The sequence below is a fragment of the Pseudoduganella sp. R-32 genome (assembly GCF_049913245.1).
Lineage (GTDB): Bacteria > Pseudomonadota > Gammaproteobacteria > Burkholderiales > Burkholderiaceae_D > Rugamonas.
On record NZ_CP183987.1, the window covers coordinates 6,348,705 to 6,372,010 of the forward strand.

A 23,306-nucleotide genomic window follows, 5' to 3' on the forward strand; every position below is an offset into this window, starting at 1 on the left:
GGCTTACAAAAGCTCATGCTTTCCGCTAACTACACATCCGAAAATATCTGCCGCGCGCTTGGGCTGGGCGGCTTTGCGAACGATTGGCAACTTGCTGAATCCGATGAGTGCGTTCGCGTCCTATTAAAGCCATCCTTCCACCGAGAGGTCTGCATTTCTGTGCTGAGCAAGGCAGGAAACGTGTCGGTCTCCGTGGTCGCAGCGCTGTCCCAAATCTGGCTTCAGGATTGGCCCCTGCCACAGTTGACGCAGGTGGAACAGGAGGCCGGGGCCATCACCGAGCAGCAGTTCGTTCGTTTGTTGTCCTTGTTGAAATTGGCCGACAAGCAGGAACGCCCCTCGCGTACCGTCATCATGGATGGAATGCAGGCCCATACAGTCCTGCGCGTAGATCGTGAAGGCAAACTGAACCAGGAGCAAAACGTTAGCGAAGACGAGAGCTACACCTGCTTTGTCACAGAGGTAATCAAACAATCCCATGGCGCGATCAGTGGCGCCACAATTCGCAATGCCCTTGCCGATGCCGCGAGTTATGCGGGCTTACGGATCCCGCTCGAAGCAGTACCTCGACCAAAGGACCTTGTGCGCACACTGGTGCTGGGAAGCCAGGAGGAGTCGGCTCAACTCCTCGAGGCTCTTCGCAAGCAGCATGAAGGCTAAGACGATTTAGCTGGTCCTTTCATACATGACGTCAGACCTCAACACGTATTTGGTGCCCGCGCTGATCTCTGCTCCTTGGTGTGACTGATTGTGCGGGAAGACCAGCAGCATGCCTTCCTGCGGGCGTACGGTCTCCCACCTGAACTGGGTGTCGCCGCCTTCGAAGCCGGCATTCAGGTAGATCAGGAACGTGAGCAGGCTCACCTCGTCCGGCGACTTCTCGAACGAGCCATCCTTGTGCCATTTGAAGTACTCACCGCGTCCGTACCGATAAAAACGAAAACGTTCGTTCAGGCCGCTCAGGCGCCACTCACCCATGGTCGCTGGGAGCAACGGCGCGGCACGCGTGAATAGCAACTCGGCCAGGCATGGATCGTCGAAGATCACCCGGTCGTTGTTGCGAATGTCCGTGCGCCGAACCGATCCCATAGGGAGATTGACTTCAGAGGGCTGGTAGCCCATCTGCTCGCCCATTGCGATGTAGTGCTGACATTCGGCTTCATCGAGGAATTGATTTACCGTGAAGACGCCAAGACCCAGTTGTTCTGCTTTCATGATGTCGCCTTATTTTCTTTGTTAGTGCAAATAATACACTAAGTTATTTTCTTTTGACACTAAGGGGATTAAAATGGCCGCCTATGAGCGAGGACATCAATGAGCAACCGCGAGACTGAGCAGGAATTTCTGCGGAAGTACAATATTCATGACTTCGACGTGCCGCTGACCAGCGTCGACCTGGTCATTCTCACGATTCGAGAAAATGCGCTGCACGTCCTGCTGGTACGCCGAGGCGAACACCCGCACAAGGGACGCTGGGCGCTGCCTGGCGGCTTCATCGACGTTCACCGCGACGCCGACCTTGATGCCACGGCGCTGCGCAAGCTACGCGAGAAGACGGGCGTCGAGGCGCCCTACCTCGAACAACTGCAAGGCTTCGGCAGCGCTACGCGCGATCCGCGCGGCTGGTCCGCGACCTTCGCCTACTTCGCCTTGATCGGATCGGACGGCGTGGAGCTGCACCATGGTTCCGGCAGCGACGCGGCCAGTTGGCATCCGGTGGATGGCTTGACGGCGAAAGATGCGCTGGCGTTCGACCACGCAACGATCCTCGACGTGGCCCTGCAGCGCGTGCGCAACAAGGTCGAGTACACGTCGATCCCCGTGCATTTGCTGGCGCCCGAATTCACCTTGTCGGACCTGCAGCGCGTGTACGAAACCATCCTGGGGCGCGCGGTGGAGAAGAGCGCATTCCGCAAGCGGATCAAGGAGGGCGATTTCCTCGAAGAGATTCCAGGCAAGCAGCGCCACGGCAGCAACCGGCCGGCCCAGTTGTACCGCCTTCGCGCCGGCCATCCAACGGTCTACTTCAATCGCGTAATGAGCGCTGGAGGTTGAGCCTATGTTGAAGCCTCGCGTGGTACGCTATCTGCGCCCACTCTCATATGTCCCGATCTTCCTTGTAATCGCCGCGCTTGTTTGGGACAATTTTCGTCCCAGGGGACAAGCCTGTCCAAGCATGTCTTGCGTCGGACAAGGCCTGGGCGAGGCGATGGCGCTGATGTGCGCACTCGTCGTGGCAGTTATTCTGGGTGCTGTGCTCAACATCGCATCGTTCCGGCGCCAGGAATCGCCCAGGTCGACGCTGCGGAAGCTTGAACTTTGGCTGTTCGTGTCGCCGTTCATTCTGACGTTGGGACTCGTCATCCTTTTCATCCTCAGATAGCAGTAGGAGCCGCAATGTCTACCCTTGAGCGAGCCATCGAAATTGCAGCTGCAGCCCATGCCGGCCAGGCCGACAAGGCCGGCCAGCCCTACATCCTGCATCCACTGCGGGTAATGCTTCGCGTCTCTACCAATGACGAGCGCATGGCAGCGGTGCTGCATGACGTGGTGGAAGACACGCCGGTTACATTGGCGCAGTTGACAGAGGCCGGCCTTCCAGTTGAAGTAGTCGAAGCCATTGAGGCGCTTACCAAGCGCCCCGGCGAAACCAGGATGCAGGCCGCGGCACGCGCAGCATTGAATCCGATTGCACGCGTCGTCAAGCTCGCCGACAATGCGGAAAACATGGACCTGAGCCGCATCGCCAACCCGACCGAGAAAGACTTCGCGCGGGTTGAGGAATACAAACAGGTTCGCGCCCTCTTACTGAATTCGGATTCAAATTGACACGCACGCTGGACATCGCACTTGCCCTTGGCCTCGGAGCAGTACTGCTCACGGCAGTTTTCATCTTCGGTGATCCAGCCTATCTGGGTCCATGGTATTACCTGCTGGCCTGGGGCGGCGTGATCGGCCTGATCCAGATTGGCAAAGCACCTCCTTTGTCTACTTTGGGCGCTACGACTGCCTTGACTGTGACCCTCCTCGGCTACTGGGCATGGCAAGCCTCGCTGCCGCGACCAGAGGGATTGCTTGGACTCGGCCATTTGTTCTCACTGCCCGGCCTTGCGCTGGCGGCAGTCGCTGTTGCAGTGCTCGCGCGGCGCCGTGGCTTGAAGCCTGCCAGCGCTTTTGCCGCGACCTTCGCCGCATGTTCCGCAGGTTTCTGTATCGCGCAGTTCATTGTTTGCAGGACTGCCCTCTATTGCGGGGCGATCTCGGGAATGTGATTTGCTGAAGGAGTTTCCGCCATGAAGACTGCTGTTGGACCATTCAATACCGTCGAAACTTACCTGCACCTTGGCCCTGATGGAACTTCGGTGCCACTTGAAGTCAACGAATCGTTCTGGCAAGACCTGACTTCGGGCGCATTCGCCCACCTCGGGCCGGGGCGGCTGGTATCGACTTATGACTTCAGCGAGGACTGGGCAAGCTGGGAGCAGCACCCGGCCGGCGAAGAAGTTGTCGCCCTGATTTCTGGCGCCATCCAATTCGTGCTGGAAGTGGATGGCGGCGAACGCAAGGTTGAGTTAGACCAGCCCGGTCAATTCCTCATCGTCCCACGCGGCACCTGGCACACGGCGAACATCGCGCGCCAGGCCAAGGTCCTGTTCATTACTCCCGGCGAGGGTACAAGCCACCGTCCAAGGGTTTGATGATGGCCATAGCATAGTTCAGCCCGAGATATGCGCCGAGTGAAATCGCTGCGAGCCTGACGGTGCCGGGCGGACGCCGGCTGGCTACTTGAGCTTCTCGGCGTACATCTTACGGAACTTGGCCACCTTGGGCGCCACCACGAAGGCACAATAGCCTTGCAGCGGATGCTGGGCGAAGTAGTTCTGGTGGTAGTCCTCGGCCTTGTAGAACAGCACGGACGGCGCCAGTTCGGTGACGATCGGCGCGTCCCAGACATGGGCCATCTCGGCGATCACCTGCCGCGCAGTGGCTTCCTGCTCAGGAGTTTCGTAGAAGATCACGGAGCGGTACTGGGTACCAACGTCATTGCCCTGGCGATTCAGGGTAGTCGGGTCGTGAATGGTAAAGAAGATGACCAGCAGGTCGCGGTAGCTGACTTGGGCCGGGTCGAATTCCAGCCGCACCACTTCGGCGTGGCCGGTTTCACCGGTACACACCTGTTCATACGTGGGATTCGGCTGCGCGCCGCCCATGTATCCCGATTCGACCTTGGTGACACCTTTCGCCTCCAGGTACACCGCCTCGGTGCACCAGAAACATCCACCGCCCAGGATTGCTACTTCAGCCATATCGCCCTCCTCACGTACCGGAAGTATTACTGTAGCGCAAATCGGCGCGCACTGCTCAAAAAGTGCCGCCTTAGCTAAAATCCCCGTCGCTTTCGCCAAAGGTTAGACTATCGTTCTTTGGCATAATCTCTTTGAAACAAACAGGTCCCGCATGAATACCAGCTCCCCACGCGCCACCTCGCGCGAATTCGACAGTGTGCATTTTCGCCAGGCACTGTCGCAATTTGCCACGGGTGTGACCGTGATTACCACGCGGCTCGCTGATGGCAGTTTCCGTGGCTTGACGGCCAGCTCCTTCAATTCCGTCTCGCTCGACCCGCCGTTGGTGCTGTGGAGCCTGGGCACCGGCGCCAACAGCCTGCCCATATTCAGCGGTAACTCGCACTATGTGATCAATGTGCTGAGCGCCGACCAGGCCCATTTGGCCAAGCTGTTTTCGACCCGTACGGAAGACCCGTTCGGCACGGTCGAATTCGAGCTGTCGCGCACCGGCCAGCCGGTCCTGAAGGGCGCCACGGCGTGGTTTGAATGCCACAACCGTAGCCGCTACCCGGAGGGCGACCACGTGATTTTCGTGGGCGAGGTTGAGCATTGCGAGTTTGCCGGGAACGCACCGCTGGTTTTCCACGGCGGGAAGTTCCGCGACCTGTTGAAATGATTGATTTTTTTTAAACAAAGAGAGACAGGAAGCATAATGAGCAAAGCCGCATTCCACTGGGACGATCCCCTGCTGCTGAACGACCAGCTGACCGACGACGAGCGCATGGTGCGCGACGCCGCCGCGGCTTACTGCCAGGACAAGCTGGCGCCGCGCATCCTGGAAGCCTTCCGCCACGAGCAGATGGACACTTCCATCTTCCGCGAAATGGGCGAACTGGGCCTGCTGGGCCCGACCATCCCTGAGCAATACGGCGGCCCTGGCCTGAACTACGTGGCTTACGGCCTGATCGCGCGCGAAGTGGAACGTGTCGATTCCGGCTACCGCTCGATGATGTCGGTGCAGTCCTCGCTGGTGATGGTGCCGATCTATGAATTCGGCACCGAAGCCCAGAAACAGAAATACCTGCCAAAGCTGGCCACCGGCGAATGGATCGGCTGCTTCGGCCTGACCGAGCCAAACCACGGTTCCGATCCAGGCTCGATGATCACCCGCGCCAAGAAGGTGCCAGGCGGCTACTCGCTGACCGGCTCCAAGATGTGGATCACCAACTCGCCGGTAGCCGACGTATTCGTGGTGTGGGCGAAGGACGATGAAGGCGCGATCCGCGGCTTCGTGCTGGAAAAAGGCATGAAAGGCCTGTCGGCTCCTGCGATCCACGGCAAGTTCGGCCTGCGCGCTTCGATCACCGGCGAAATCGTGATGGACGAAGTGTTCTGCCCTGAAGAAAACGCCTTCCCGGACGTACGCGGCCTGAAAGGCCCGTTCACCTGCCTGAATTCGGCCCGCTACGGCATCGCCTGGGGCGCGCTGGGCGCGGCGGAAGCCTGCTGGCATACCGCCCGCCAGTACACGCTGGACCGCAAGCAGTTCGGCCGTCCACTGGCGGCGAACCAGCTAGTGCAGAAGAAGCTGGCCGACATGCAGACCGAAATCACCCTCGGCCTGCAAGGCTGCCTGCGCCTGGGCCGCATGAAGGACGAAGGTACTGCCGCCGTCGAAATCACCTCCATCATGAAGCGCAACTCCTGCGGCAAGTCGCTGGACATCGCTCGCGTAGCGCGCGATATGCTGGGCGGTAATGGCATCTCCGATGAATTCGGCATCATCCGCCATATGGTGAACCTGGAAGTGGTCAACACCTACGAAGGCACGCACGACATCCACGCCCTGATCCTCGGCCGCGCGATGACTGGCATCCAGGCCTTCCAATAAAGCAAGAAATGTCCACCCGGGGTCAGGAACCGAGTGGACAAATGTTTCCTGCCAGCCCCGCCGCGAGCGGGGCATTTTATTGATGCTTAGACCGGCTGCGTGAGGAAATTGAGATTGGCCGCTGCGGTGGCTTTTCCTTTCGCAGCACCCTTCTTGCCGTCCGTCGACAGCTTCTGCCAACGATCGACGAAATCTGATAGCGCGTGCATCAGCGCGACTTGTCCCTGCGCCTTGGCGATGATCTCGCCGAGCTCCTTGTGCAGGCGGCTCGATTCATCCACGATCTTCTGCGTCGGCGATTCAGTCGACACCGGGCCAAAGCGATGCATGAACGCTTCATGCGCTTCGCGCAAGCGCGCAATCATATTGGCCATGTCGAGATAGGCTGCCGCGGCTGCGGCACGGGCGCCATCCGTGCTGCCAGGGTCGGAGGCAGCGTCTTCGAATTCATTCTGCTTTGCTTTGAGCCGCCGCAGGGAGTCGAAGTAGTCCAGCATGTATTGTTCGGTGAGTGACGCCATCTTCGCCTCCATTAGTCATTGGCTTTCTTTTCTGCTTCTTCAATTTTCTTTTTGCCGTCTTCAATGCTGTCCTTTACAGCCTTGATGAAAGCCTGCAGTTCGCTGCGCCGGATATCCCAGCCGAGTTCCTCACCCATTTCCGCCAGCCTTGCCTGGGCAGTGCCGGTAGCGCTGCGGCTGTTTGGAATTGGCGTCAACAGGGCCGCAACTGCTGCTTCGTTCCTGGCGTTGGTATCCGAGTATTCGGCCTGGATCAAGGCCAGCCCTTCAGTATTTGCAACCAGGTTGTCGATCAGCGTTGCCGACAGCTTGTCGCCCGCCGCAACACGCGCCTGCAAGTCGCGCTGCTTTTCGCGATCGATGAAGGCGATTGCCTTGCGCTGGGCGAGCAGGGACTCGGCGCGGGCATCCAGGGAATTTTTCTCCACACGCCGGAATTCGCTCAACGAGGATTCAAGTTGGGCAATCAGGCCGACGCCGTGGTGTGCCTGCTCCATCGCCGGCTTTGGCGTTGAACATCCGCACAGCGCCAGCGCTACAGTCATCAAGAGGATACGCATTACTGAACTCCTTTCGCGATGAACAGCAATGCAATCGAGTTCACCAGGCTTGTAATGTCTTCCTTGCGCACACCCGCATCCCCATATTCCGCGAGCTGGTTGACGGTCGACGAAATCAGCACGTTCCACTGAGCGATGTTCCCTTCCGCGTAAGCGATGGCGCGCTCATGGTCGAGCGCATTGCGCTGGATATCGGTCTTGTTCACTTCCGCCGCCAGGCGCCCGTTGGCATCGAGGTAGGAGGCCGCACTCTTCCAGACCTTGGTCTTGTCTTCAAAGGCCTTCCCGGAAGTGGCTTTCGCCGTTTCGACCGGCGCCAACGCAGCCCGAACCTGCATCGCGGCCATCTCTGCGCTCACTGCCTGCAAGGCTTGATGACCGTAGCTCAGAGAGCGAAGCTGCTCGAGTTGCCAGTTCATTTTCGACTCGAGCAACTGCAACTCCATTGCCTGTAGTTGGGCGTCCTTGGCGGCGGCATCGGCTTTGGCCTGCTCGAGGTTGCGCAGCAAGAGCGCAGCAGCCAGGCGCGGCTTTTTCGTATCCGCAAGCGCCACGCGCGACTGGTCGAACCATTCAGCAAGGCTGGCCAAGGCAGCACCGGTCGCACTGCTCTCGCCCTTGCCATCGACGTTTCCCGCCAACGAAGCCAGAGCCGTATCAAGCGCTTTCACCTTTTGCTCCGACACGAACTGGCGCGAGACCGGGTCCGGCAGCTTCTCGATCTTTGCCAGCGCTTCACCAAGCTCCCTGGCGATGGACTTCAATTTGTCCTGTGCGCGCGAAGGATCGGCAGCGAGCTTTTCCAGCTCACCGCTATATTCCTTTGATAGCCGGGAAACCTGGTTACGCGCCTCGAGGCTCGCTGCCTTTGCACCGCCGATTGCAGCGCGGGCATCGGCAATCGACTTCTGCGTCATCGCCAATGCACCAGCCCTGAACTCGAAACTGGAGCCGGCAGTCATCCCGATACCGGAGCATTCATCAACGGCACTCATCCAGGCTGCGCGCAAGTATGCCGGCGCGCCAGCATGGGACTGCGCCCAATCGTCAAACGACTGCTTCGTCAGAACACCGCAAGCAGGCATCTCGACACCTGCACGCGTGAATTCGATTTCAGCGTCATGCAGGTTGCTCTTGGCCCTCGCCTCCTTCTTCAGGGCGGCGGTCCAGGCGACAGCAACTTGCGGCGAACCGGCCAGCGCCACCAACTGCTTCTCGATCGGGTCCTTCAATTGCGCTGCCACAGTGCCTTCAAAAACCATGGAGCGAATCAGGGCATCGCGCCTCGCTTTCTGCAGCGCCTCTTCTGTCCTGAGCTGTTCGGCCAACAGCGCTGCCTCCCCCTTACGCGCGGCGCCAAGCTGGCCGCCGATGTCGACCGACTTCCAGGCTTCCTTGACGGCCTCGCCCTGCTTGTGCCGAGTTTCGCTATACACTGCACAACCGGTGAGGCTGAAAAATGCCGGCAGCAATGCGGCAAAACATATCGTTCGAAATTGCAAGCTACTCTCCTCCTCTAAAGGACCGACACCATGCCCCAGGATCATGTTCCAACTTTGTACGATTGGGTTGGCGGCACCGAAGCGCTGAACCGCTTGACCACTCGTTTCTACCAGCACGTCAAGGCCGATGCACTACTCGGCCCAGTCTTTACCCATATGGGCGACCATCATCCCGCACACGTCGCGGCCTTCCTCGGCGAAGTGATGGGCGGCCCCACAGCATATTCCGAAGCACATGGCGGCCACGCACACATGATCCGGCAACACCTCAACCGCCACTTATCGCAGGAACAGCGCCGCCGCTGGGTGGCGCTGCTGCTGGAGACCGCCGATGAACTGTCGATGCCGGATGATCCTGAATTCCGCTCGGCCCTGGTGGGCTACCTGGAATGGGGATCGCGGCTGGCCGTCATCAACTCCCAGCCCGGTGCGACGGTCGATGCCGACCAGCCGATGCCGAAGTGGGGCTGGGGCGAAGTCAAGGGACCGTATAACCCTTAGTACTGCGCTTGCCCTCCTTCAGCGCCAGCGGGCGCACGTAAGTGAGCAGGCTGGCCAGCGTCTTGCCCGGTTCTTCCCACGGCATCATGTGGGCTGAATGTTCGAACCAGACGCTTTGCTTGTACGGCGCCTTGAGCTGCGCCATCCATTTCACCACCGGCTCGGTCGGCGTGGTGTAGTCATGCCGGCCGAGGAACATCACCACCGGAATCGGGAACTTCCTGATGGTGGAAAAATCCACCTCCGTCCACTCTTTCAGCACGGTGCCGAGCGTCATCTGGCTGCCTTCGCCGATCGCCTCCCAATCGGCCTGGTCGTACTCGGGCGACAGCATCGGCGCACGGAAGTAATACACCGAATCGCTCTTGTATGCGCTCAAGCCACCGTAATACTGCGGCCACTTGCGGGCAATGATGATGCGCTCGCGCGTAATCGGCTCGTTGCCGGGATACGGCGCGATGGATTCCATTTCCTTCAGCGCTTCGGCGTTGTTGTGCTTTCTGGCCTGCTCGATACCGAAGTCATAGCTGATCCGTTCGTTCTCGCGCATGTTGGCGATCTGGCCGATGCCGACGTAGGCATGGAACAGGTCCGGCCGCTTCAGCACGGCGCGCGTGGAAACCACGGTGCCCCAGCTATGGCCGACGATGATCAGCTTGTCCTTCTTGTACTTGGCGCGCAGGTGCTCCGCCACTTCGATCGCATCGTCGACGAAGCGGTCGATGCGCAAGGTGCCGGCCACCGCATCCTTGTCGTTGGCACGCAGGGTCTTGCCGACGGCACGCTGGTCGTAGTGCGCGACGGTGAAATACTCCTCGATGGGGCGCTGCCATTGCCAGGTCGTCGGCATGGCGGGAGACGCCGGACCACCGTGCACGAACAGGATCATCGGGTTGGCTTTGTCCTGGCCGCGCACATTGATCCACTGGTCGATGCCGCCGATTTGGGTCTTGTAGGTTTCCTGCACGCCTTCCGGCGCGACAATGCGGGTCAGGTCTTCCACGGCGGCGCGGGCGCGCAAGCAGGGCGGCGATTCGGCGCAACTCTGCGCCACGGCGGCTGTACTGAGACACAGGGCAGCAAAGCCCAGCCAGACTGTTTTCATGCGGGTTCCTTTCGACAAATGGATTTGCGAAATGCGCGATGATAATAGTGCAATTTTTGCGTCCCCGCTTGCCGCAGGGACGAAAAAAAAGCCGCCTTGCGGCGGCTTGGGGGGATGCCGGGCTTAGAAGCGGTAGCCAACCGACAGGCTGACTGCCAGCGGGTCCAGCTTGATGTCCAGCGTTTGCCCGGTGGAGAAGTGGGCGGTGGTCTTGAGCTTGGTCTTGACCACGTTCACGTCGGCGTAATAACGCTCGCCCAGCTTGGCGGTGGCGCCGAGCACCAGGCTGCCCGCGTGTTTTGCATCCAGCGAGTAGGTGGCAGGCTCGCCACCGGTGTTCAGCACGGCGGTCAGCTGGGCGGAGCCAGTCTCCTTGCGGAAGTAGGCGTAGGTGTAGCCAAGGCCAACGTAAGGACGCACCGTCGCATTCGGCTCGAACATGCGGTACTGCAGGAAGATGGTCGGCGGCAGCGCTTCGGCGGTACCAAGCTTGCCGGTGCCTTCGATCGAGCCGGCGCCGTACAGGGTGTGCTTGTACGGCACGCCCAGCATCAGCTCAGTGCTCACGTTATCGGTGATCATGTAGCCGACGCTGAAGATCGGCTTGGTGTCGGAACCCACCTCGGCCTTGATGCCTGGCTTGGAAGGTGCGGTGACGTCGCCGGAAGTGACGTCCGGCGAAATGCGGTTGACGCCGACCTTTGCCAGCCATTCACCCTTGGATTGCGCCGATGCGCCCGATGCTGCGCCCAGCGCGGCCATCACGGCCAGCAGCTTTACAGCGGTGTTGATGCGTTGTGTCATTGTGTCTCCATTATCCTTTGATTACAGCCAGCCCTTGGCTACCATTTTTTCCGAAACATAGCGTGCCAGCAGCAGGTGCAGGAACGGGGTCGGGTGCACGGTGTCGGCGTAGGAATAGTGGCTGACGTCGCCGGCCTTCAGGTTGCTGGCGTTGCAGCCCAGCGAATTGCCCAGCGGGTTCTTGGCAGGCGTCAGGTCGCAGGCGGTGTCGGTGACGTTGGTCAGGCCATACGGCGCCGGATTGGTTGCCTGGTCGTGGCTGACGCTGAACGTATCCACCAGCAGGATCTTGGCGTCGCCCGACAGGCCGGCCGACAAGGTGTCGTTGAAGGCCTTGACCATGCTGTCGATCAGGGCACGGGTGCTGGCCGATTGCGCCAGGCCGGACGGGGTGTTGGCGATGTCCGGCATATTGTTCACCACCACGAAGTTGGCGCCGTTGGCCACGATCTGGGTCTTGACCAGTGCCACCAGTTCAGCGCCCGCCTTGGCGATGTTCTGCACCAGGATCGGCGCTTGCGCGGCGGCGTAGTCGGCACCGGCCTTGGCGCCTGCGGCAGTCGCATCAGCCTGTGCCTTGACGACCATTGGGCCGTAAACGCTTGCCGAGACGGCGGCAGTATTGCCAGCCGAGTAGGCGGCAGTTACAGCGGCCTGCACGATGCTGGCGCTGGTGCTGCCGGCGCGTGCGGCTTCGGTGGCGATGGCCAGCGAGATGGATTGCACTGCAGTGGCTGGATCGGTGGCGCCGGCTGCCAGCTGGGTGGCCAGGCTGGTCGCAAAGACGGTGTTGCCTGCTGCAGTACCGGCGGCGGTAGCGCCAGCCGACAGTTGTTCAAGGCCGATCAGCACGTCGTTGTTGCCGCCCATGACGTAGACGATTTCATCGCCCTTGAATTTGCCGCCCACGGCAGCCAGGTGGTTCTTGACCTGGGTGACGATCGGCACGGTCAGCGCACCGAGCGGGCTGCCGGTCAGTTTGTTGCCGGGGCCGACAGGATTGGTCACACGAGCGCCGCCCTGCGCATAGCCATAGCAGCCTGCCTTGGCTTGCACTGGTACGCTGAAGCCCTTGGCCGCATCGCCATCGAGGCCGGTCACGGCCGGGCACGGTGCAGGCAGGCCGACTTGCGCGGCCATCAGCTCGGTCCAGTTCTTGCCGGTCAGCGCCGGATTGGATTTGGTGTTGTCACCGTTGATGGTGAAGGTGCCGCCGCCGATGGCTTGCACGGTGCCGACCTTATAGGTGCCCACGTCCGACAGGCTGTCGCCGAAAGAAACCTGGGCAGAATATTTGAGTTTAGGGCTTTGGTCGCCTGGGCGTGGGTCGCTGCCGCCGCAACCGGCAATAACTGCCGCTGCCATGACCGTCATGGCAAGTTTGAAATGACGCATTGTGTCTCCAGAGGGGATGATTTTTTTATGTGCTTTGCGAACGCGCGTGCTATTCGCTGCCGAACTAATATGCCAGCTTGGACTTGCTTGTTACAAGTAGAAATTTGTAAAAACAACAGCCGTGCACAACCAAGGGGCGCGACTGTAGCAGCCACGCATCAGCATTGCAAGTCACTGTTCTTCCAGCCAGGCAGGACGGGCGAATTGCTGCTTCAGGAAATCAACGAAAAGGCGCGTGCGCTGGGGGCGCTGGCGGACGCTGGCCGGCAGCAGGGCGACAATGTCGGCCTCCGGCAATGCATGGTCGGGCAATACGCGGCACAGGGCGCCGCTGCGCAGCTCACCCGCAACGTCCCATTCCGAGCGCAGCATGATGCCGTGGCCGTCGAGCGCCCATTGCTTGACGACGCGGCCGTCGTTGCAAGCTAGCGTGGGTTCGATGCGCAAGGTACGGAACTGGCTGGCGCCGGGCGGCATCAGCTTCCAGCGCGTGGCGTCTTCCTCATTCTCGCGCAAGGCCAGGCAGGCATGGCCGGCCAGTTGTTCCAGGCTGCGCGGGCTGCCGTGCCGGGCGAGGTAGGACGGCGCCGCGCACAGGTAGCGCCGGTTGCGCGCCAGCACTTGCTGGCGCAGGCTGGAGTCGCGCATCGCGCCGATGTGGATCACCACGTCCCAGCCCTCGTGCAGGCGCAGGTTCGGCCGGTCCGACAATTCCAGCTCGAAGGCCAGCGCCGGATGCTGCGCCCGGAAGCGTGCCGCCAGCGGGGCGATGTGCGCGCTGCCGAAGCCCATCGGCGCCAGCACGCGCAGACGCCCCGCCAGCTCATTGCGCTGTTCGTGCAGAGCGCGCTGCAAGGAGTCCATCTCGGCCAGGATCGTTTGCGCCCGTTCGGCCAGCAGCTGCCCCTGCTCGGTCAGCGCAATCCCCCGCCCCTGCCGGTCGGCCAGCTTGAGCCGCAGTTTGTCTTCGATAGCTTGCAGACGCTGGGTGACGGAAGACGGCGTCACATCCAGCAGGCGCGCCGTGGCCGACAGCGAAGGCTGGCTGGCCACGGCGCAGAAAAAACTCAGGTCGTCAGTGGAGAGCATTAAGGCTGACCTTAATCATGTAATCAAGAAATCTTAAGCACAGACTTTATTCCATTCATTAGAATTTCGGCAATGAAAATTCCTGCCCTCCTCCTTGCCCTCGGCGCGCTGTGCTGCGCCCCACTGCACGCCGACCCGGCGCGCTTCACGCCTGCGCAGTTGCAGCAGGACCTGCAATTCGTGCGCGAAGCCATCGAGAGCACGCACCCCGAGCCCGCACTGCGCTCCGGGCAGCAAGCCTATGAGCAAGCCTTCGAGGTGGCGCGCAGCAGGCTGGGCCAGCCCCTGTCGCGCGACGAGGCGTGGCGCGTGCTGGCAGCCATGAACCCGGTCTTCAACGATGCACATCTCGGCGTGGTGTTCCCCGACTGGCGCTCGGAAACGCGGGCCCACCTGCAGGCAGGCGGCAGGCTGTTCCCGTTCGAGGTCATGATCGATGGCCAGCAGCGCTTGCGCATCGTCGCTGCACTGGGCGGCGGCAGCTCCGCGCTGGCAGGCCGCGAGATCGGCAATATCAACGGCATGCCGGCGGCGCGCATCCTGCGCGAGCTGGGGTCGCTGGTGCACGGCGATACGCCGGCCTTTCGCAATAAACTGCTGGAGCGGCGCTTCTGGCTGTACTACTGGAAGAACTATGGCGCAGCGGAGCGCTTTACCCTGCAGGCCGGCGGGCAGGTACTGGAAGTGCCTGCAGCCCCGGTACTGCCGGCTGCGGTGGCAGGCGAAAAATCGTTCGAGCAGACTTTCCAGTTCCGCATCCTGCCAAGCGGAGTCGGACTGCTGACCGTCAACCAGTTCGCCTGGCCGGACAAGCAGCGCTTCTACGATTTCACGGAACGCGCCTTTACCAGCTTGCGCGATGCCGGCGCGCAGACGCTGTTGATCGACGTGCGTGAAAACGGCGGCGGCGACGACGATATGTGGAAGACCGGCATCCTGCGCTATATCGCGAACAAGCCCTACCGCAACGGCTCCAGCTACGTGAAGAAAGTGCTGGAAGGCCGCGCCGGCCCCGGCGAAAAAGTGGGCGACATCGTCAGCGGCAACGTCGATAGCTGGGTGCAGCCGGAGCCTGCGCATCCGCTGCATTTCAGCGGCAAGGTATTCGTGCTGGTGGGCGACCTGACTTATTCGTCCGCCATCCTGTTCAGCAATACGGTGCAGGACCACGGCTTCGCCAGGCTGGTCGGCGCCGCAGGCTATGCCTATGTGCGCCAGACCGGCGGCACGCAGAAACAGCACGTGCTGCCCAACACCGGGCTGGAAGTCGTGGTGCCGCGCTTCGTGCTCGACCGCCCGTCAGGCAAGCGCGAACCGGCGCTGCTGCAGCCTGACATCGTGCTGGCCGACGATCCTTTCGATCGCAACGCGCTGGTCAAGGCGCTGCTGGCGCATCCTGCCGCATCAACGAATTGAAGTAGCTGCGGGCGGCCAGCAGGCAGGGCGCGCCAGCCAGACGGGCGTGATACGCGTCCATCAGCAGTTCGTTGGCGCTGCGACCGCTTTTCGGCGCGTCTTCCTGCGCCCTCTTCATGGCCTCCTCGCTAATCAGCACGAAGCTGCGGCGGGCATCCCTGAATTCGTCCTGTGCGCCCAGCTCTTCCAGATCGACCACGGTCGGCGGCGCGCCATGTTCGCTGAAATATTCCGCCGCAGCGGTGGCATTGAAAAATGGTACTGAAGGGTCCCTGCTGCCGCCGCACAGCAACAGCGGGCTTTGCGGCGTGTAGTTGCGCAAGTCGTTTTTCAGCATCCATTTGCGCAGGTTGTTGGCGGGCGTGCAGTCGCCATCGTCGCAGGGATGCTGGGCCAGGTCTTGCAGGTAGGCGTCGCGGTAGCTGGTGCGTACCAGGTGGGGATTGCTGAAGTAGACGGATGCCCCCCTGCCCTGCGGCAGCGAGTCGCGCGCGAAGAGGGCGGCCTTGGGCAGCTTGCCCTGCTTGAGCAGTTCCTTGCGCGTCATCGTGGTAGGGAACAGCGTTTCGATGCCGCTGGCGTATTGCAGCTCATACAGCTCCTCCGGCTTGCTGTAGATGGCCGCGCCGGCGCGCTGGGCGGAAGTGGCAATCAGCGGCAAATAGATGGTGATGCCGGCATTCGGCTGGCCGCTGAATACCGTGTCGGAAAAGCGCGCCATGGCATACGGTCCGGACAATCCTGCGGCGGCAGTGACCTTGAATTCACTGCCTTGCTGCATGGCGCGCTGCGTGGCGAGCGTGACGTGGCCGCCCTGCGAGTAACCGGCCAGGAACAGCTGCGGCGCTGCCTGGACCTTGAGCTGCGCCATCGCACTGCGGGCAGCGCGCATGGCGTCAATCATGTCGGCCGATTGCTGCTCGGCGTTCAGGTAGGGGTGGTAAGGCAGTGAAGACCCGTCATAGCCGGCGTAATTGGGCGCTACGACGATATAGCCTTGTGCGGTGAACAAGGCCGCCACCAGCTTGGCCTCGCCGCGCAGGCGCGCCATATTGTGGTCCTTGGCGGTCGAGGTGCCGTGGGCGTACAACAGCACCGGCCGCGGCCCCTGGCAGGCGGGATCTTCGCCGGACGGCAGGATCAGCGCGGTGCTGGCGTCCGTCGGCTCGCCGCTGCCGCCGATGGTGCTGTAACGCAGGCTGTAGGTGGTGATAGTGCAGCGCGGCGTACCGGCAAATTGGGCCACGGTACTGCCGGCCTTCTCCAGCACTTCGGCCAGCATGGCCGGCTCGATGCGCTTGGAAGTGCTGAACACGCCGGTTTCGATGCGGGACAGGGTGGGGCCGGAAATCAGGGTGCCGCGTTCAGGGACGGCCAGCAGGGTACGCGAGACGGTGGAGGATTCTGCTGCGGCGCAAAAAGGTGGAGGAAAGGCTGCAACCAGAGTGGAAAGGTATGTCGCAATTTTCCGAATAGGGCGCATATTGGCCTCCGTGCATGTGCAGGAGAATGCCGCCCAACCTGAAAGCGCGGCACGTATGTATGTATGATGTAAGCATACTCCTCCAGCTACCCGGACAGCGTGCCGATTGGATGTGCTCCCCTCTCAAGCATCCACCGACAAGCATCACGCCTATGCAGGCGAATATCCGCAAGTGGTATTTCTGTCGTTGGCTCACAACATAGCTGACCAAGCACGTTCGCCTTATTGCGCATCAAGATCCGTGCAAGCCAATGTGCCACCATGGCTTTTCTGATCGCTTGACAAGGACTCAAGCATGGCCACCCAGCTATCCGTTGACATGAGTTCAGGAGGCAGAAAAGCGCAGGGATTCTGCACCCCGAAGGATGACAAGACGCCGCAGGTCATGGACGTTCTGCCGAAGCGCGTTGTTCCAATTCTCTTCTTGCCGGGAATTATGGGTTCGAACTTGCGCATTAACACGGAGCGTCAACAGCGCTTGAACAAATCCAATAACGTCGCCTGGCGCCCGGACAAGCTGAATGAGGTGACAGAGTTCCTCGAAGCCTCGCCAGTTCGGCGCCAACTGCAATTGGATCCCCAAACAACCGAGGTGGATTGCTACGATGGCGGAATGGCGCCAACCGGAAATACCCATGAAAATGCCGGTCAACGCCAGGATCACAGCAAGGTTAGAGTCGCACTGCGCTTCGAAATCGACTCTCCGTTGCTTTCGGACGATCCGCCTTCCGTCACTCCGCGCCGGACCAAAGAAGAAAAGGCAAGGGAGCGAGGATGGGGAGAAGTACTTTTCAACAGTTACAGACGTATCCTTGAGCAATGCGAACAGCATCTGAACCGCCATGGCCCCGATAGCTATTGAAAAAAAATCATTGGTCGCAATCCTGCTGAGTGGGGAGCTGTAGCGAATCCTGCGATCACGCCGTTGACTGAAGAAGAATTCAAGGCTGCCACAAAGGATTGCTTGTTCCCCGTCCACGCCATGGGGTACAACTGGCTGCAATCCAACGAAGACTCGGCACGCATCGTTTCGAGAAGAATCAAGAACCTCATACTTGACTACCAAAGAAGCGGCTTTGCTTGTGAGAAGGTCATCATCAGCAGCCACTCCATGGGCGGTTTACTAGCCCGTGCATTGATTCATCCGGAGATGGGCAACATCAATGACAAAATACTCGGGATCGTACATGGCGTTATGCCTGCACTCGGGGCACCGGCGGCATACAGGCGCATGCGCTGTGGCTTCGAAGAAGGCAAGATGGGGATGAACCCAGCGCCAAAGTTTCTCGGAAATTTCGGCAGTGAAGTCACTGCAGTTCTCGGTAATGCCCCCGGAGGCCTTCAACTGCTGCCCAACTGCGCCTATGGGAATGGCTGGCTCGAAATTCGGCGCAATGGCCTTCTTGTCGATCAATTTCCAAAAAACGGTGATCCCTATGAAGAGATCTCTTGCCTGCGTAATCGATGGTTCGGCTTACTGCGAGAAGAATGGCTGAATCCAGCGGGAAGTCAAAGTGCCGGGATCGCGAGAACTATGAAATTACTCCGTGAAGCCAGGAAGTTCCATCTCGACTTAGCTGACACCTTCCACGAGCAAAGCTATGCGCATTATGGTGCTGACGCAGCACGCCCATCCTGGGACAGGATCGTATGGAACCTGAATGATACGAACGTTGATGCTGCATGGACAGACTATCGCATCACCAACGACAGCAGGCAGGGAAAGTTGGTGTTGGCCGGGAAAACATCCAAGGGTGTACCAGTTGATGGCATCAGCGCAGAACTGGGGCCTTCACAAGGAGCCGGCGATCAAACAGTCCCGCTCCGTTCATCGGATCGTCAACTCTTAAGCAATCGGTTCAAGGCGATCTTCCGCCAGACCGGTTATGAGCATCAGGCCAGCTTTAGCAATGACGATGCCTTGCATTCGACGATGTTCAGCATCATAAAAATTGCCGCCACAATGAAGTGGGGAAGCCTTGCGTAGCTTCATCACGTCCATGGCAATGCTACTAGCAATAGTTCTGTTTCTCCTGCCAGTCCACTCCACGTGGGCCGAATATCCACATACGGGGAACAAAAAAATGAACTCAACCTCGAACAGACTTGTCGAGACTAACGCAGAGACAAACACCATCTGCGCCGGACGATTCCTGATAGATGTGCCCAAAGGTGCTGCAGTTGTTTACGGTCCGGCGCGCGTCCCGTTTCATTTATCGAGGCTTGAAGGTGAAGGGGCAGGCCTGGACAGCGAAGTCAAGCGGGCGCTTGCAAAAATTGAGGAGAACCGAGAGTTCGCGCGAGGCCCATTGAAGAAAAAAGAGTCAATGCTGGGCAAGGTACTGCCTGGCATAGGAGGGCAACACAAGATGGTTATTGGCATAGGGCGCGGCAGCTTCGCCGATTACAACGTCCAGTCATTCCTCCGGCTTGGAAATGACCTGTTCTTGCAGGAGTATGAAGTTGACGGTGAAGGTGATGCGTACCTTGAAGCGGTAGCTTTACTGATGGAGGTCGCACGCTCTTTGCGCTTTCGTCCTTCCGACGAAATTCCAAACGAACCAGGACTTTGCCTGGACGGAGCTTTCCTCCGCGAGCCTGCTCGCTATATGCTGGAAGAAGTCACGCTAGGCATTCGACTGAAGCAATTCGAAGACGTCCACATGTCAATCGAAATGACGAAGAAGGAAATCTTTATTGAGTCGGATGCGTTGGAACCCAGGATGAACCGTGCCAAACAAGCGGCCTTCGCGTCCGGCATGGGAAAGTGGTACTCACGAATCAAATTCCTTCGACGCGGTTACCGTCACATAGGGGGATGGGAAGGGTTCGAAGTGCTTGCCCATAAACCCGCGCAAGAATTTGAAGGCGAAAGCCATGAATTCGCCTTCCAAAGCCACGGTGAGCCCAAGAACCCTTTGCTGCCAGTGCTTCAGATTGAATTGCACACCGGCGTCAAGGGAAACACCACAGGAGGTACCAAACCCTCCATCAGTGACGAAGAAGCAGTCTTCCTGTGGGACTCGATCATTGGCTCGATCAGGCCGAGGCCAGTTAGTGGGCAGCGCTAAGCGTTTTACGACTTCAGGAAACGCTCAATAATGCCGGTCGAACCGAAAGCGGCGCGGCGCAGGCGATCGTTGACGCCCAGCCAGGCATCGCCTGTCGGCGGTGCTTCCACGAGGATCAGCTCAACCTGTTGCTGGTCCATCGCGCGCAACGCGGCATACACGCCATAAGCATACCCCTTTGGCTCGGCAGGGAGCGTCACATTTGGTTGAGACAACACAAACGGCGAGTAGTGGATCAGCGCGGCACACCGCCCTCGCAGCTTGAGTTCCGCAAGGGTTTTTTCGATGTCGCCAGTGGGCAACAGTGCCACCGGCGCTTTCGGCGCGTAATGCGACTCCAGGGTGCCGGAAGCACGCGGCGCGGCCTGGTCGGGCTGGCGCGGCATGGTGCCGATCACGTCGGCAATCTGCTGCGCGGTGATGTGGCCGGGTCGCAGCAGCACCGGGCCATGGCTGGCCAGGCGCGACATGTCGAGGATAGTGGACTCGATGCCAACCTGGCTCGATCCGCCATCAAGGATGGCCGCCAGGCGCGGGTCGTCGCCGAATTCGTCATGCACGTGCTGGGCGGTAGTCGGGCTGACATTGCCGAACTTGTTGGCCGATGGCGCGGCCACTCCGCCCTTGCCTTCCTTGAATGCTTGCAGCAGTTGCATCGCCACCGGGTGCGACGGGCAGCGGATGCCGACCGTATCCTGGCCGCCGGAAACGGCGTCGGGAATATGCGCGTTGCGCTTGAGGATCAGGGTCAGCGGGCCGGGCCAGAAGGCGCGCACCAGGGCGCGTGCTTCGTCGGGCACTTCGGTGGTCCAGTAATCGATGTCGGCGCCGGGGGCGACGTGCACGATCACCGGATGGTCCTGCGGGCGGCCTTTGGCAGCGTAGATCTTTGCGACAGCGGCCGGGTTCTCCGCATCCGCACCGAGGCCGTACACGGTCTCGGTAGGGAATGCGACCAGGTCGCCATTCGCCAGCGCAGCTGCTGCGCCGGCGATGTCGCGGGATGCGGCGTCGGTCATGCTTCGATCCCGAGGATGGCGCAGGCGGCGTTGAGGTGCTGCTGCGCTTCGGCCAGGGTCGGCGCGACGAACGTCAGGTGGCCCATCTTGCGGGCACGGCGCGGTTCTTCCTTGCCGTACAGGTGCAGATTGGCGCCTGGCAGCGCCAGCACCTTGTCCCACGCCGGCTCGCGCACCGTGCCAAGCGGGTTGAAGCGCGCTTCAGCGCCGGGCAATGGCAGCCCGGTATTCTCCACCGGATCGGCGACAACTTCGGCTTCGTACCAGATATCGCCCAGCAGGTTCAGCATGACCGCCGGCGAATGCTGGCGCACATCGCCCAGCGGCAGGCCGGCCATGGCACGCACCTGTTGGGCGAACTGGCTGGTGACGCAGGCATCGATGGTGTAGTGGCCGCTGTTGTGCGGGCGCGGCGCCATTTCATTGACCACCAGCGAGCCGTCGGCCAGCACGAAGAACTCGATGCACAGCACGCCCACGTAGCCCAGTTCGGCCACGATGGCTGTCGCCGCCGCCTGTGCCTTGGCGGCGCAGTCGGCGGTGATGTTCGGCCCCGGCACGGTCGTGGTGAACAGGATGCCGTCGCGGTGCACGTTTTCGGCGATCGGGTAGACCACGGAGGCGCCGTCGGCGCCGCGCGCCGTCAGCACGGAAACCTCATACGCCAGCGGCAGCATCTTCTCCAGCAGGCAGGTGACCTGGCCCATGCCTTCGAAGGCGGCGCGCACGTCGTCGCGTGACTTCACGCGCACCTGGCCCTTGCCGTCGTAGCCCATGCGAACGGTCTTCAGGATGCCCGGCAGCAGGTCATCGGGAATCGCATCGATGTCGGCATCGGTGGCGATGACCTTGTGCGGAGCCGGCATCACGCCCGACTTGGCCGCGCTGGCGACGAAGAAAGCCTTTTCCGCAATGCGGTCCTGCGCCACGGACACGCCATGCGCATTCGGCGCCACGAACACCGATTGCGCCAGGCGCGACAGGCTGTCGGCCGGCACGTTTTCGAACTCGGTAGTCACGGCAACGCATTGCGCAGCCAGTGCATCGAGGCCGGCGGCATCGCTGTAGCCGGCATTGATCAGGCGGTTCGCCGCCTGCCCCGCAGGGCAGTCGGCGGACGGTTCCAGCACGGCCACGTTGTAGCCCATGCTCTGCGCGGCGTGCGCGAACATGCGGCCAAGCTGGCCGCCGCCCATGACACCCAGCCACGCTGGAGGATTTTTTACATCGGTACTCATACGCTTACAACGGCAAAGTCATGGCCTTGGCGGCCTCGGTTTGCGATGCGCGGAACTCTTCCAGCCTGGCAGCCAGCGCGTCGTCGGTGGTGGCGATGATCGCCACTGCGGTCAGGCCCGCGTTGGCAGCGCCGGCCTCGCCGATCGCAAAGGTCGACACCGGCACGCCCTTCGGCATCTGCACGATGGCCAACAGCGAGTCTTCGCCGCGCAGGTACTTGGACGGCACGGGCACGCCCAGCACCGGCACGATGGTCATGGCAGCGACCATGCCCGGCAGGTGGGCCGCACCGCCGGCGCCGGCGATGATGGCGCGCAGGCCGCGCGCACGGGCGCTCTTGGCGTAGGCGTACATCTCGTCCGGCATGCGGTGGGCGGAGATCACCTGCGCTTCATACGGCACGCCGAACTGCTTCAGCATGTCGACGGCATTCTTCATCACGTCCCAGTCCGAGGACGAGCCCATGATGATGCCGACCAGCGGTTTGCTCATTGGCTGATTCTCTGACATGGCTTATACCTTCAGCTTTTCGCCGGTCAGGCGTTCGATGGCTTCGAAGTACTTGGCCTGGGTCTTTTCGATCACTTCCGCCGGCAGGGCTGGCGCCGGCGGGGTCTTTTGCCAGTCCTTCAGGGTTTCCAGGTAGTCGCGCACGAACTGCTTGTCGTAGGACGGTGGGGAAATGCCTGGACGGTAGGAGTCGGCTGGCCAGAAGCGCGAGGAGTCGGCGGTCAGCACTTCATCCATCAGGTGCAGCACACCGTTGTCGTCCAGCCCGAACTCGAACTTGGTGTCGGCGATGATGATGCCCTTGGTTGCTGCGTAGTCGGCGGCGGTGGTGTACAGCTTGATCGCCACTTCGCGGATCTTGGCGGCCAGTTCGGCGCCGATTTTCTTTTCCATCTCTTCGAAGGAGATGTTTTCATCGTGTTCGCCCAGGTCTGCCTTGGCAGCCGGGGTGAAGATTGGTTCTGGCAGCTTGTCGGCTTGCTGCAGGCCTTCCGGCAGCTTGATGCCGCAGATGCTGCCGGTCGCCTGGTAGTCTTTCCAGCCGGAGCCGATGATGTAACCGCGTACCACCGCTTCCACCAGGATAGGCTGCAGGCGCTTCGCTACGACTGCGCGGCCTTTGACCTGCTCTACTTCGTCCTGTGCCACGACCGATTCCGGGGTGACGCCGGTCAGGTGGTTGGGGACGATGTGGCCCAGTTTCTCGAACCAGAAATCGGACATCTGGTTCAGGACCATGCCTTTGCCGGGGATCGGTTCGTTCATCACGACGTCGAACGCGGACAGGCGGTCGGTGGTGACGATCAGGATCTTGTCGGTGCCGACGGCGTAGTTGTCGCGCACTTTACCGTGGCCCAGCAGGGGGAGGGATTTGATGGAGGATTTGTACAGGCTGTTCATGGCGGGGACTA

General features: G+C 60.9%; 27 protein-coding genes. 13 read left to right on the forward strand and 14 right to left on the reverse strand.

The features are described 5' to 3' along the window. Positions 1-15: 15 nt before the first annotated feature. Positions 16-660 (forward strand): hypothetical protein, encoded by a 645-nt coding sequence (locus ACN9MU_RS29125; RefSeq protein ID WP_426343828.1) that lies wholly within the window; start codon positions 16-18, stop codon positions 658-660. A gap of 6 nt (positions 661-666) precedes the next feature. Here the strand turns inward: ACN9MU_RS29125 and ACN9MU_RS29130 are convergent, their stop codons facing one another. Continuing rightward, positions 667-1,215 (reverse strand): prolyl hydroxylase family protein, encoded by a 549-nt coding sequence (locus ACN9MU_RS29130; RefSeq protein WP_426165307.1) that lies wholly within the window; start codon positions 1,213-1,215, stop codon positions 667-669. A gap of 99 nt (positions 1,216-1,314) precedes the next feature. On the opposite strand from ACN9MU_RS29130, the gene ACN9MU_RS29135 reads away from it, so the two are divergent. The 5 genes from ACN9MU_RS29135 to ACN9MU_RS29155 are packed head-to-tail and all read left to right on the forward strand — an operon-like array spanning position 1,315 to position 3,698. Beyond that, positions 1,315-2,055, forward strand: coding sequence for an NUDIX hydrolase (locus tag ACN9MU_RS29135; RefSeq protein WP_426319400.1), 741 nt, complete (start codon positions 1,315-1,317; stop codon positions 2,053-2,055). Positions 2,056-2,059: 4 nt separating this feature from the next. Beyond that, positions 2,060-2,383 carry a hypothetical protein gene (locus tag ACN9MU_RS29140; protein WP_426319401.1) on the forward strand — a complete coding sequence of 108 codons (324 nt, stop codon included), beginning with the start codon at positions 2,060-2,062 and terminating at the stop codon, positions 2,381-2,383. Positions 2,384-2,397: 14 nt separating this feature from the next. Further along, positions 2,398-2,829 carry an HD domain-containing protein gene (locus tag ACN9MU_RS29145; protein ID WP_426319402.1) on the forward strand — a complete coding sequence of 144 codons (432 nt, stop codon included), beginning with the start codon at positions 2,398-2,400 and terminating at the stop codon, positions 2,827-2,829. Next, the gene (locus tag ACN9MU_RS29150; RefSeq protein ID WP_426165314.1) at positions 2,826-3,272 is read left to right on the forward strand and encodes a hypothetical protein; all 447 of its coding nucleotides are present in this window, start codon (positions 2,826-2,828) and stop codon (positions 3,270-3,272) included. The genes ACN9MU_RS29145 and ACN9MU_RS29150 overlap by 4 nt, the downstream gene beginning before the upstream one ends. A 21-nt stretch (positions 3,273-3,293) precedes the next feature. Next, entirely contained in the window at positions 3,294-3,698 is a 405-nt protein-coding gene (locus ACN9MU_RS29155) for a cupin domain-containing protein (protein WP_426165316.1), read from the forward strand. Between the two features lie 84 nt (positions 3,699-3,782). On the opposite strand, the gene msrA is transcribed toward ACN9MU_RS29155, so the two are convergent. Next, positions 3,783-4,307: a peptide-methionine (S)-S-oxide reductase MsrA gene (gene msrA / locus ACN9MU_RS29160; RefSeq protein ID WP_426343829.1), complete on the reverse strand. Its 525-nt coding sequence runs from the start codon at positions 4,305-4,307 to the stop codon at positions 3,783-3,785. Between the two features lie 151 nt (positions 4,308-4,458). On the opposite strand from msrA, the gene ACN9MU_RS29165 reads away from it, so the two are divergent. Both ACN9MU_RS29165 and ACN9MU_RS29170 read left to right on the forward strand, forming a co-directional pair. Continuing rightward, entirely contained in the window at positions 4,459-4,965 is a 507-nt protein-coding gene (locus ACN9MU_RS29165; protein ID WP_426343830.1) for a flavin reductase family protein, read from the forward strand. Positions 4,966-5,001: 36 nt separating this feature from the next. Continuing rightward, positions 5,002-6,180: an acyl-CoA dehydrogenase gene (locus ACN9MU_RS29170; RefSeq protein ID WP_426165322.1), complete on the forward strand. Its 1,179-nt coding sequence runs from the start codon at positions 5,002-5,004 to the stop codon at positions 6,178-6,180. 86 nt (positions 6,181-6,266) lie between these two features. On the opposite strand, the gene ACN9MU_RS29175 is transcribed toward ACN9MU_RS29170, so the two are convergent. Genes ACN9MU_RS29175 through ACN9MU_RS29185 form a run of 3 tightly spaced genes read right to left on the reverse strand, consistent with a single transcriptional unit; the run spans position 6,267 to position 8,697 of the window. Further along, a complete protein-coding gene (locus tag ACN9MU_RS29175; RefSeq protein ID WP_426165324.1) occupies positions 6,267-6,701 on the reverse strand; it encodes a hypothetical protein in 435 nt (144 codons plus the stop codon). A gap of 11 nt (positions 6,702-6,712) precedes the next feature. Then, positions 6,713-7,261 (reverse strand): hypothetical protein, encoded by a 549-nt coding sequence (locus tag ACN9MU_RS29180; protein ID WP_426165326.1) that lies wholly within the window; start codon positions 7,259-7,261, stop codon positions 6,713-6,715. Beyond that, positions 7,261-8,697, reverse strand: coding sequence for a hypothetical protein (locus tag ACN9MU_RS29185; RefSeq protein WP_426165328.1), 1,437 nt, complete (start codon positions 8,695-8,697; stop codon positions 7,261-7,263). Before ACN9MU_RS29185 ends, ACN9MU_RS29180 begins: the two co-directional genes overlap by 1 nt. Positions 8,698-8,793: 96 nt before the next feature. Between ACN9MU_RS29185 and ACN9MU_RS29190 the strand changes: the two genes are divergently transcribed. Then, entirely contained in the window at positions 8,794-9,264 is a 471-nt protein-coding gene (locus ACN9MU_RS29190) for a group II truncated hemoglobin (protein WP_426165330.1), read from the forward strand. On the opposite strand, the gene ACN9MU_RS29195 is transcribed toward ACN9MU_RS29190, so the two are convergent. From ACN9MU_RS29195 to ACN9MU_RS29210, 4 genes are all read right to left on the reverse strand, one after another. After that, positions 9,242-10,369, reverse strand: a complete 1,128-nt coding sequence (locus tag ACN9MU_RS29195; RefSeq protein WP_426165332.1) for an alpha/beta fold hydrolase — start codon at positions 10,367-10,369, stop codon at positions 9,242-9,244. The two genes, ACN9MU_RS29190 and ACN9MU_RS29195, sit on opposite strands and share 23 nt — an antisense overlap. Positions 10,370-10,492: 123 nt before the next feature. Next, the gene (locus ACN9MU_RS29200) at positions 10,493-11,173 is read right to left on the reverse strand and encodes an OmpW/AlkL family protein (protein ID WP_426165334.1); all 681 of its coding nucleotides are present in this window, start codon (positions 11,171-11,173) and stop codon (positions 10,493-10,495) included. A gap of 21 nt (positions 11,174-11,194) precedes the next feature. Further along, on the reverse strand, positions 11,195-12,568 hold the full coding sequence (locus ACN9MU_RS29205; protein ID WP_426165336.1) for an SGNH/GDSL hydrolase family protein: 1,374 nt from the start codon (positions 12,566-12,568) through the stop codon (positions 11,195-11,197). Positions 12,569-12,739: 171 nt separating this feature from the next. Next, positions 12,740-13,657 carry a LysR substrate-binding domain-containing protein gene (locus ACN9MU_RS29210; protein ID WP_426343831.1) on the reverse strand — a complete coding sequence of 306 codons (918 nt, stop codon included), beginning with the start codon at positions 13,655-13,657 and terminating at the stop codon, positions 12,740-12,742. Between the two features lie 72 nt (positions 13,658-13,729). On the opposite strand from ACN9MU_RS29210, the gene ACN9MU_RS29215 reads away from it, so the two are divergent. Further along, positions 13,730-15,073, forward strand: a complete 1,344-nt coding sequence (locus ACN9MU_RS29215; RefSeq protein ID WP_426319413.1) for a S41 family peptidase — start codon at positions 13,730-13,732, stop codon at positions 15,071-15,073. Here the strand turns inward: ACN9MU_RS29215 and ACN9MU_RS29220 are convergent. Continuing rightward, positions 15,033-16,556, reverse strand: a complete 1,524-nt coding sequence (locus tag ACN9MU_RS29220; RefSeq protein ID WP_426319414.1) for an alpha/beta hydrolase family protein — start codon at positions 16,554-16,556, stop codon at positions 15,033-15,035. The two genes, ACN9MU_RS29215 and ACN9MU_RS29220, sit on opposite strands and share 41 nt — an antisense overlap. 295 nt (positions 16,557-16,851) lie before the next feature. Here ACN9MU_RS29220 and ACN9MU_RS29225 point away from each other — a divergent pair, with 295 nt between their 5' ends. The 3 genes from ACN9MU_RS29225 to ACN9MU_RS29235 all read left to right on the forward strand — a co-directional run bounded on the left by ACN9MU_RS29225 (position 16,852) and on the right by ACN9MU_RS29235 (position 19,627). Then, on the forward strand, positions 16,852-17,418 hold the full coding sequence (locus ACN9MU_RS29225) for a hypothetical protein (RefSeq protein ID WP_426343832.1): 567 nt from the start codon (positions 16,852-16,854) through the stop codon (positions 17,416-17,418). A 63-nt stretch (positions 17,419-17,481) separates the two neighbouring features. Further along, positions 17,482-18,543, forward strand: coding sequence for an esterase/lipase family protein (locus ACN9MU_RS29230; RefSeq protein ID WP_426343833.1), 1,062 nt, complete (start codon positions 17,482-17,484; stop codon positions 18,541-18,543). Positions 18,544-18,640: 97 nt separating this feature from the next. Then, complete coding sequence (locus tag ACN9MU_RS29235) at positions 18,641-19,627, forward strand: T6SS immunity protein Tli4 family protein (protein ID WP_426343834.1); 987 nt, start codon at positions 18,641-18,643, stop codon at positions 19,625-19,627. 5 nt (positions 19,628-19,632) lie between these two features. On the opposite strand, the gene ACN9MU_RS29240 is transcribed toward ACN9MU_RS29235, so the two are convergent. The 4 genes from ACN9MU_RS29240 to ACN9MU_RS29255 are packed head-to-tail and all read right to left on the reverse strand — an operon-like array spanning position 19,633 to position 23,295. Then, entirely contained in the window at positions 19,633-20,646 is a 1,014-nt protein-coding gene (locus ACN9MU_RS29240; RefSeq protein WP_426165350.1) for an L-threonylcarbamoyladenylate synthase, read from the reverse strand. After that, the gene (locus ACN9MU_RS29245; RefSeq protein ID WP_426165352.1) at positions 20,643-21,884 is read right to left on the reverse strand and encodes a 5-(carboxyamino)imidazole ribonucleotide synthase; all 1,242 of its coding nucleotides are present in this window, start codon (positions 21,882-21,884) and stop codon (positions 20,643-20,645) included. The genes ACN9MU_RS29240 and ACN9MU_RS29245 overlap by 4 nt, the downstream gene beginning before the upstream one ends. Before the next feature lie 4 nt (positions 21,885-21,888). Beyond that, a complete protein-coding gene (gene purE / locus ACN9MU_RS29250) occupies positions 21,889-22,377 on the reverse strand; it encodes a 5-(carboxyamino)imidazole ribonucleotide mutase (protein ID WP_426343835.1) in 489 nt (162 codons plus the stop codon). Between the two features lie 21 nt (positions 22,378-22,398). Continuing rightward, positions 22,399-23,295, reverse strand: a complete 897-nt coding sequence (locus tag ACN9MU_RS29255) for a phosphoribosylaminoimidazolesuccinocarboxamide synthase (RefSeq protein WP_426165356.1) — start codon at positions 23,293-23,295, stop codon at positions 22,399-22,401. Positions 23,296-23,306 lie beyond the last annotated feature (11 nt).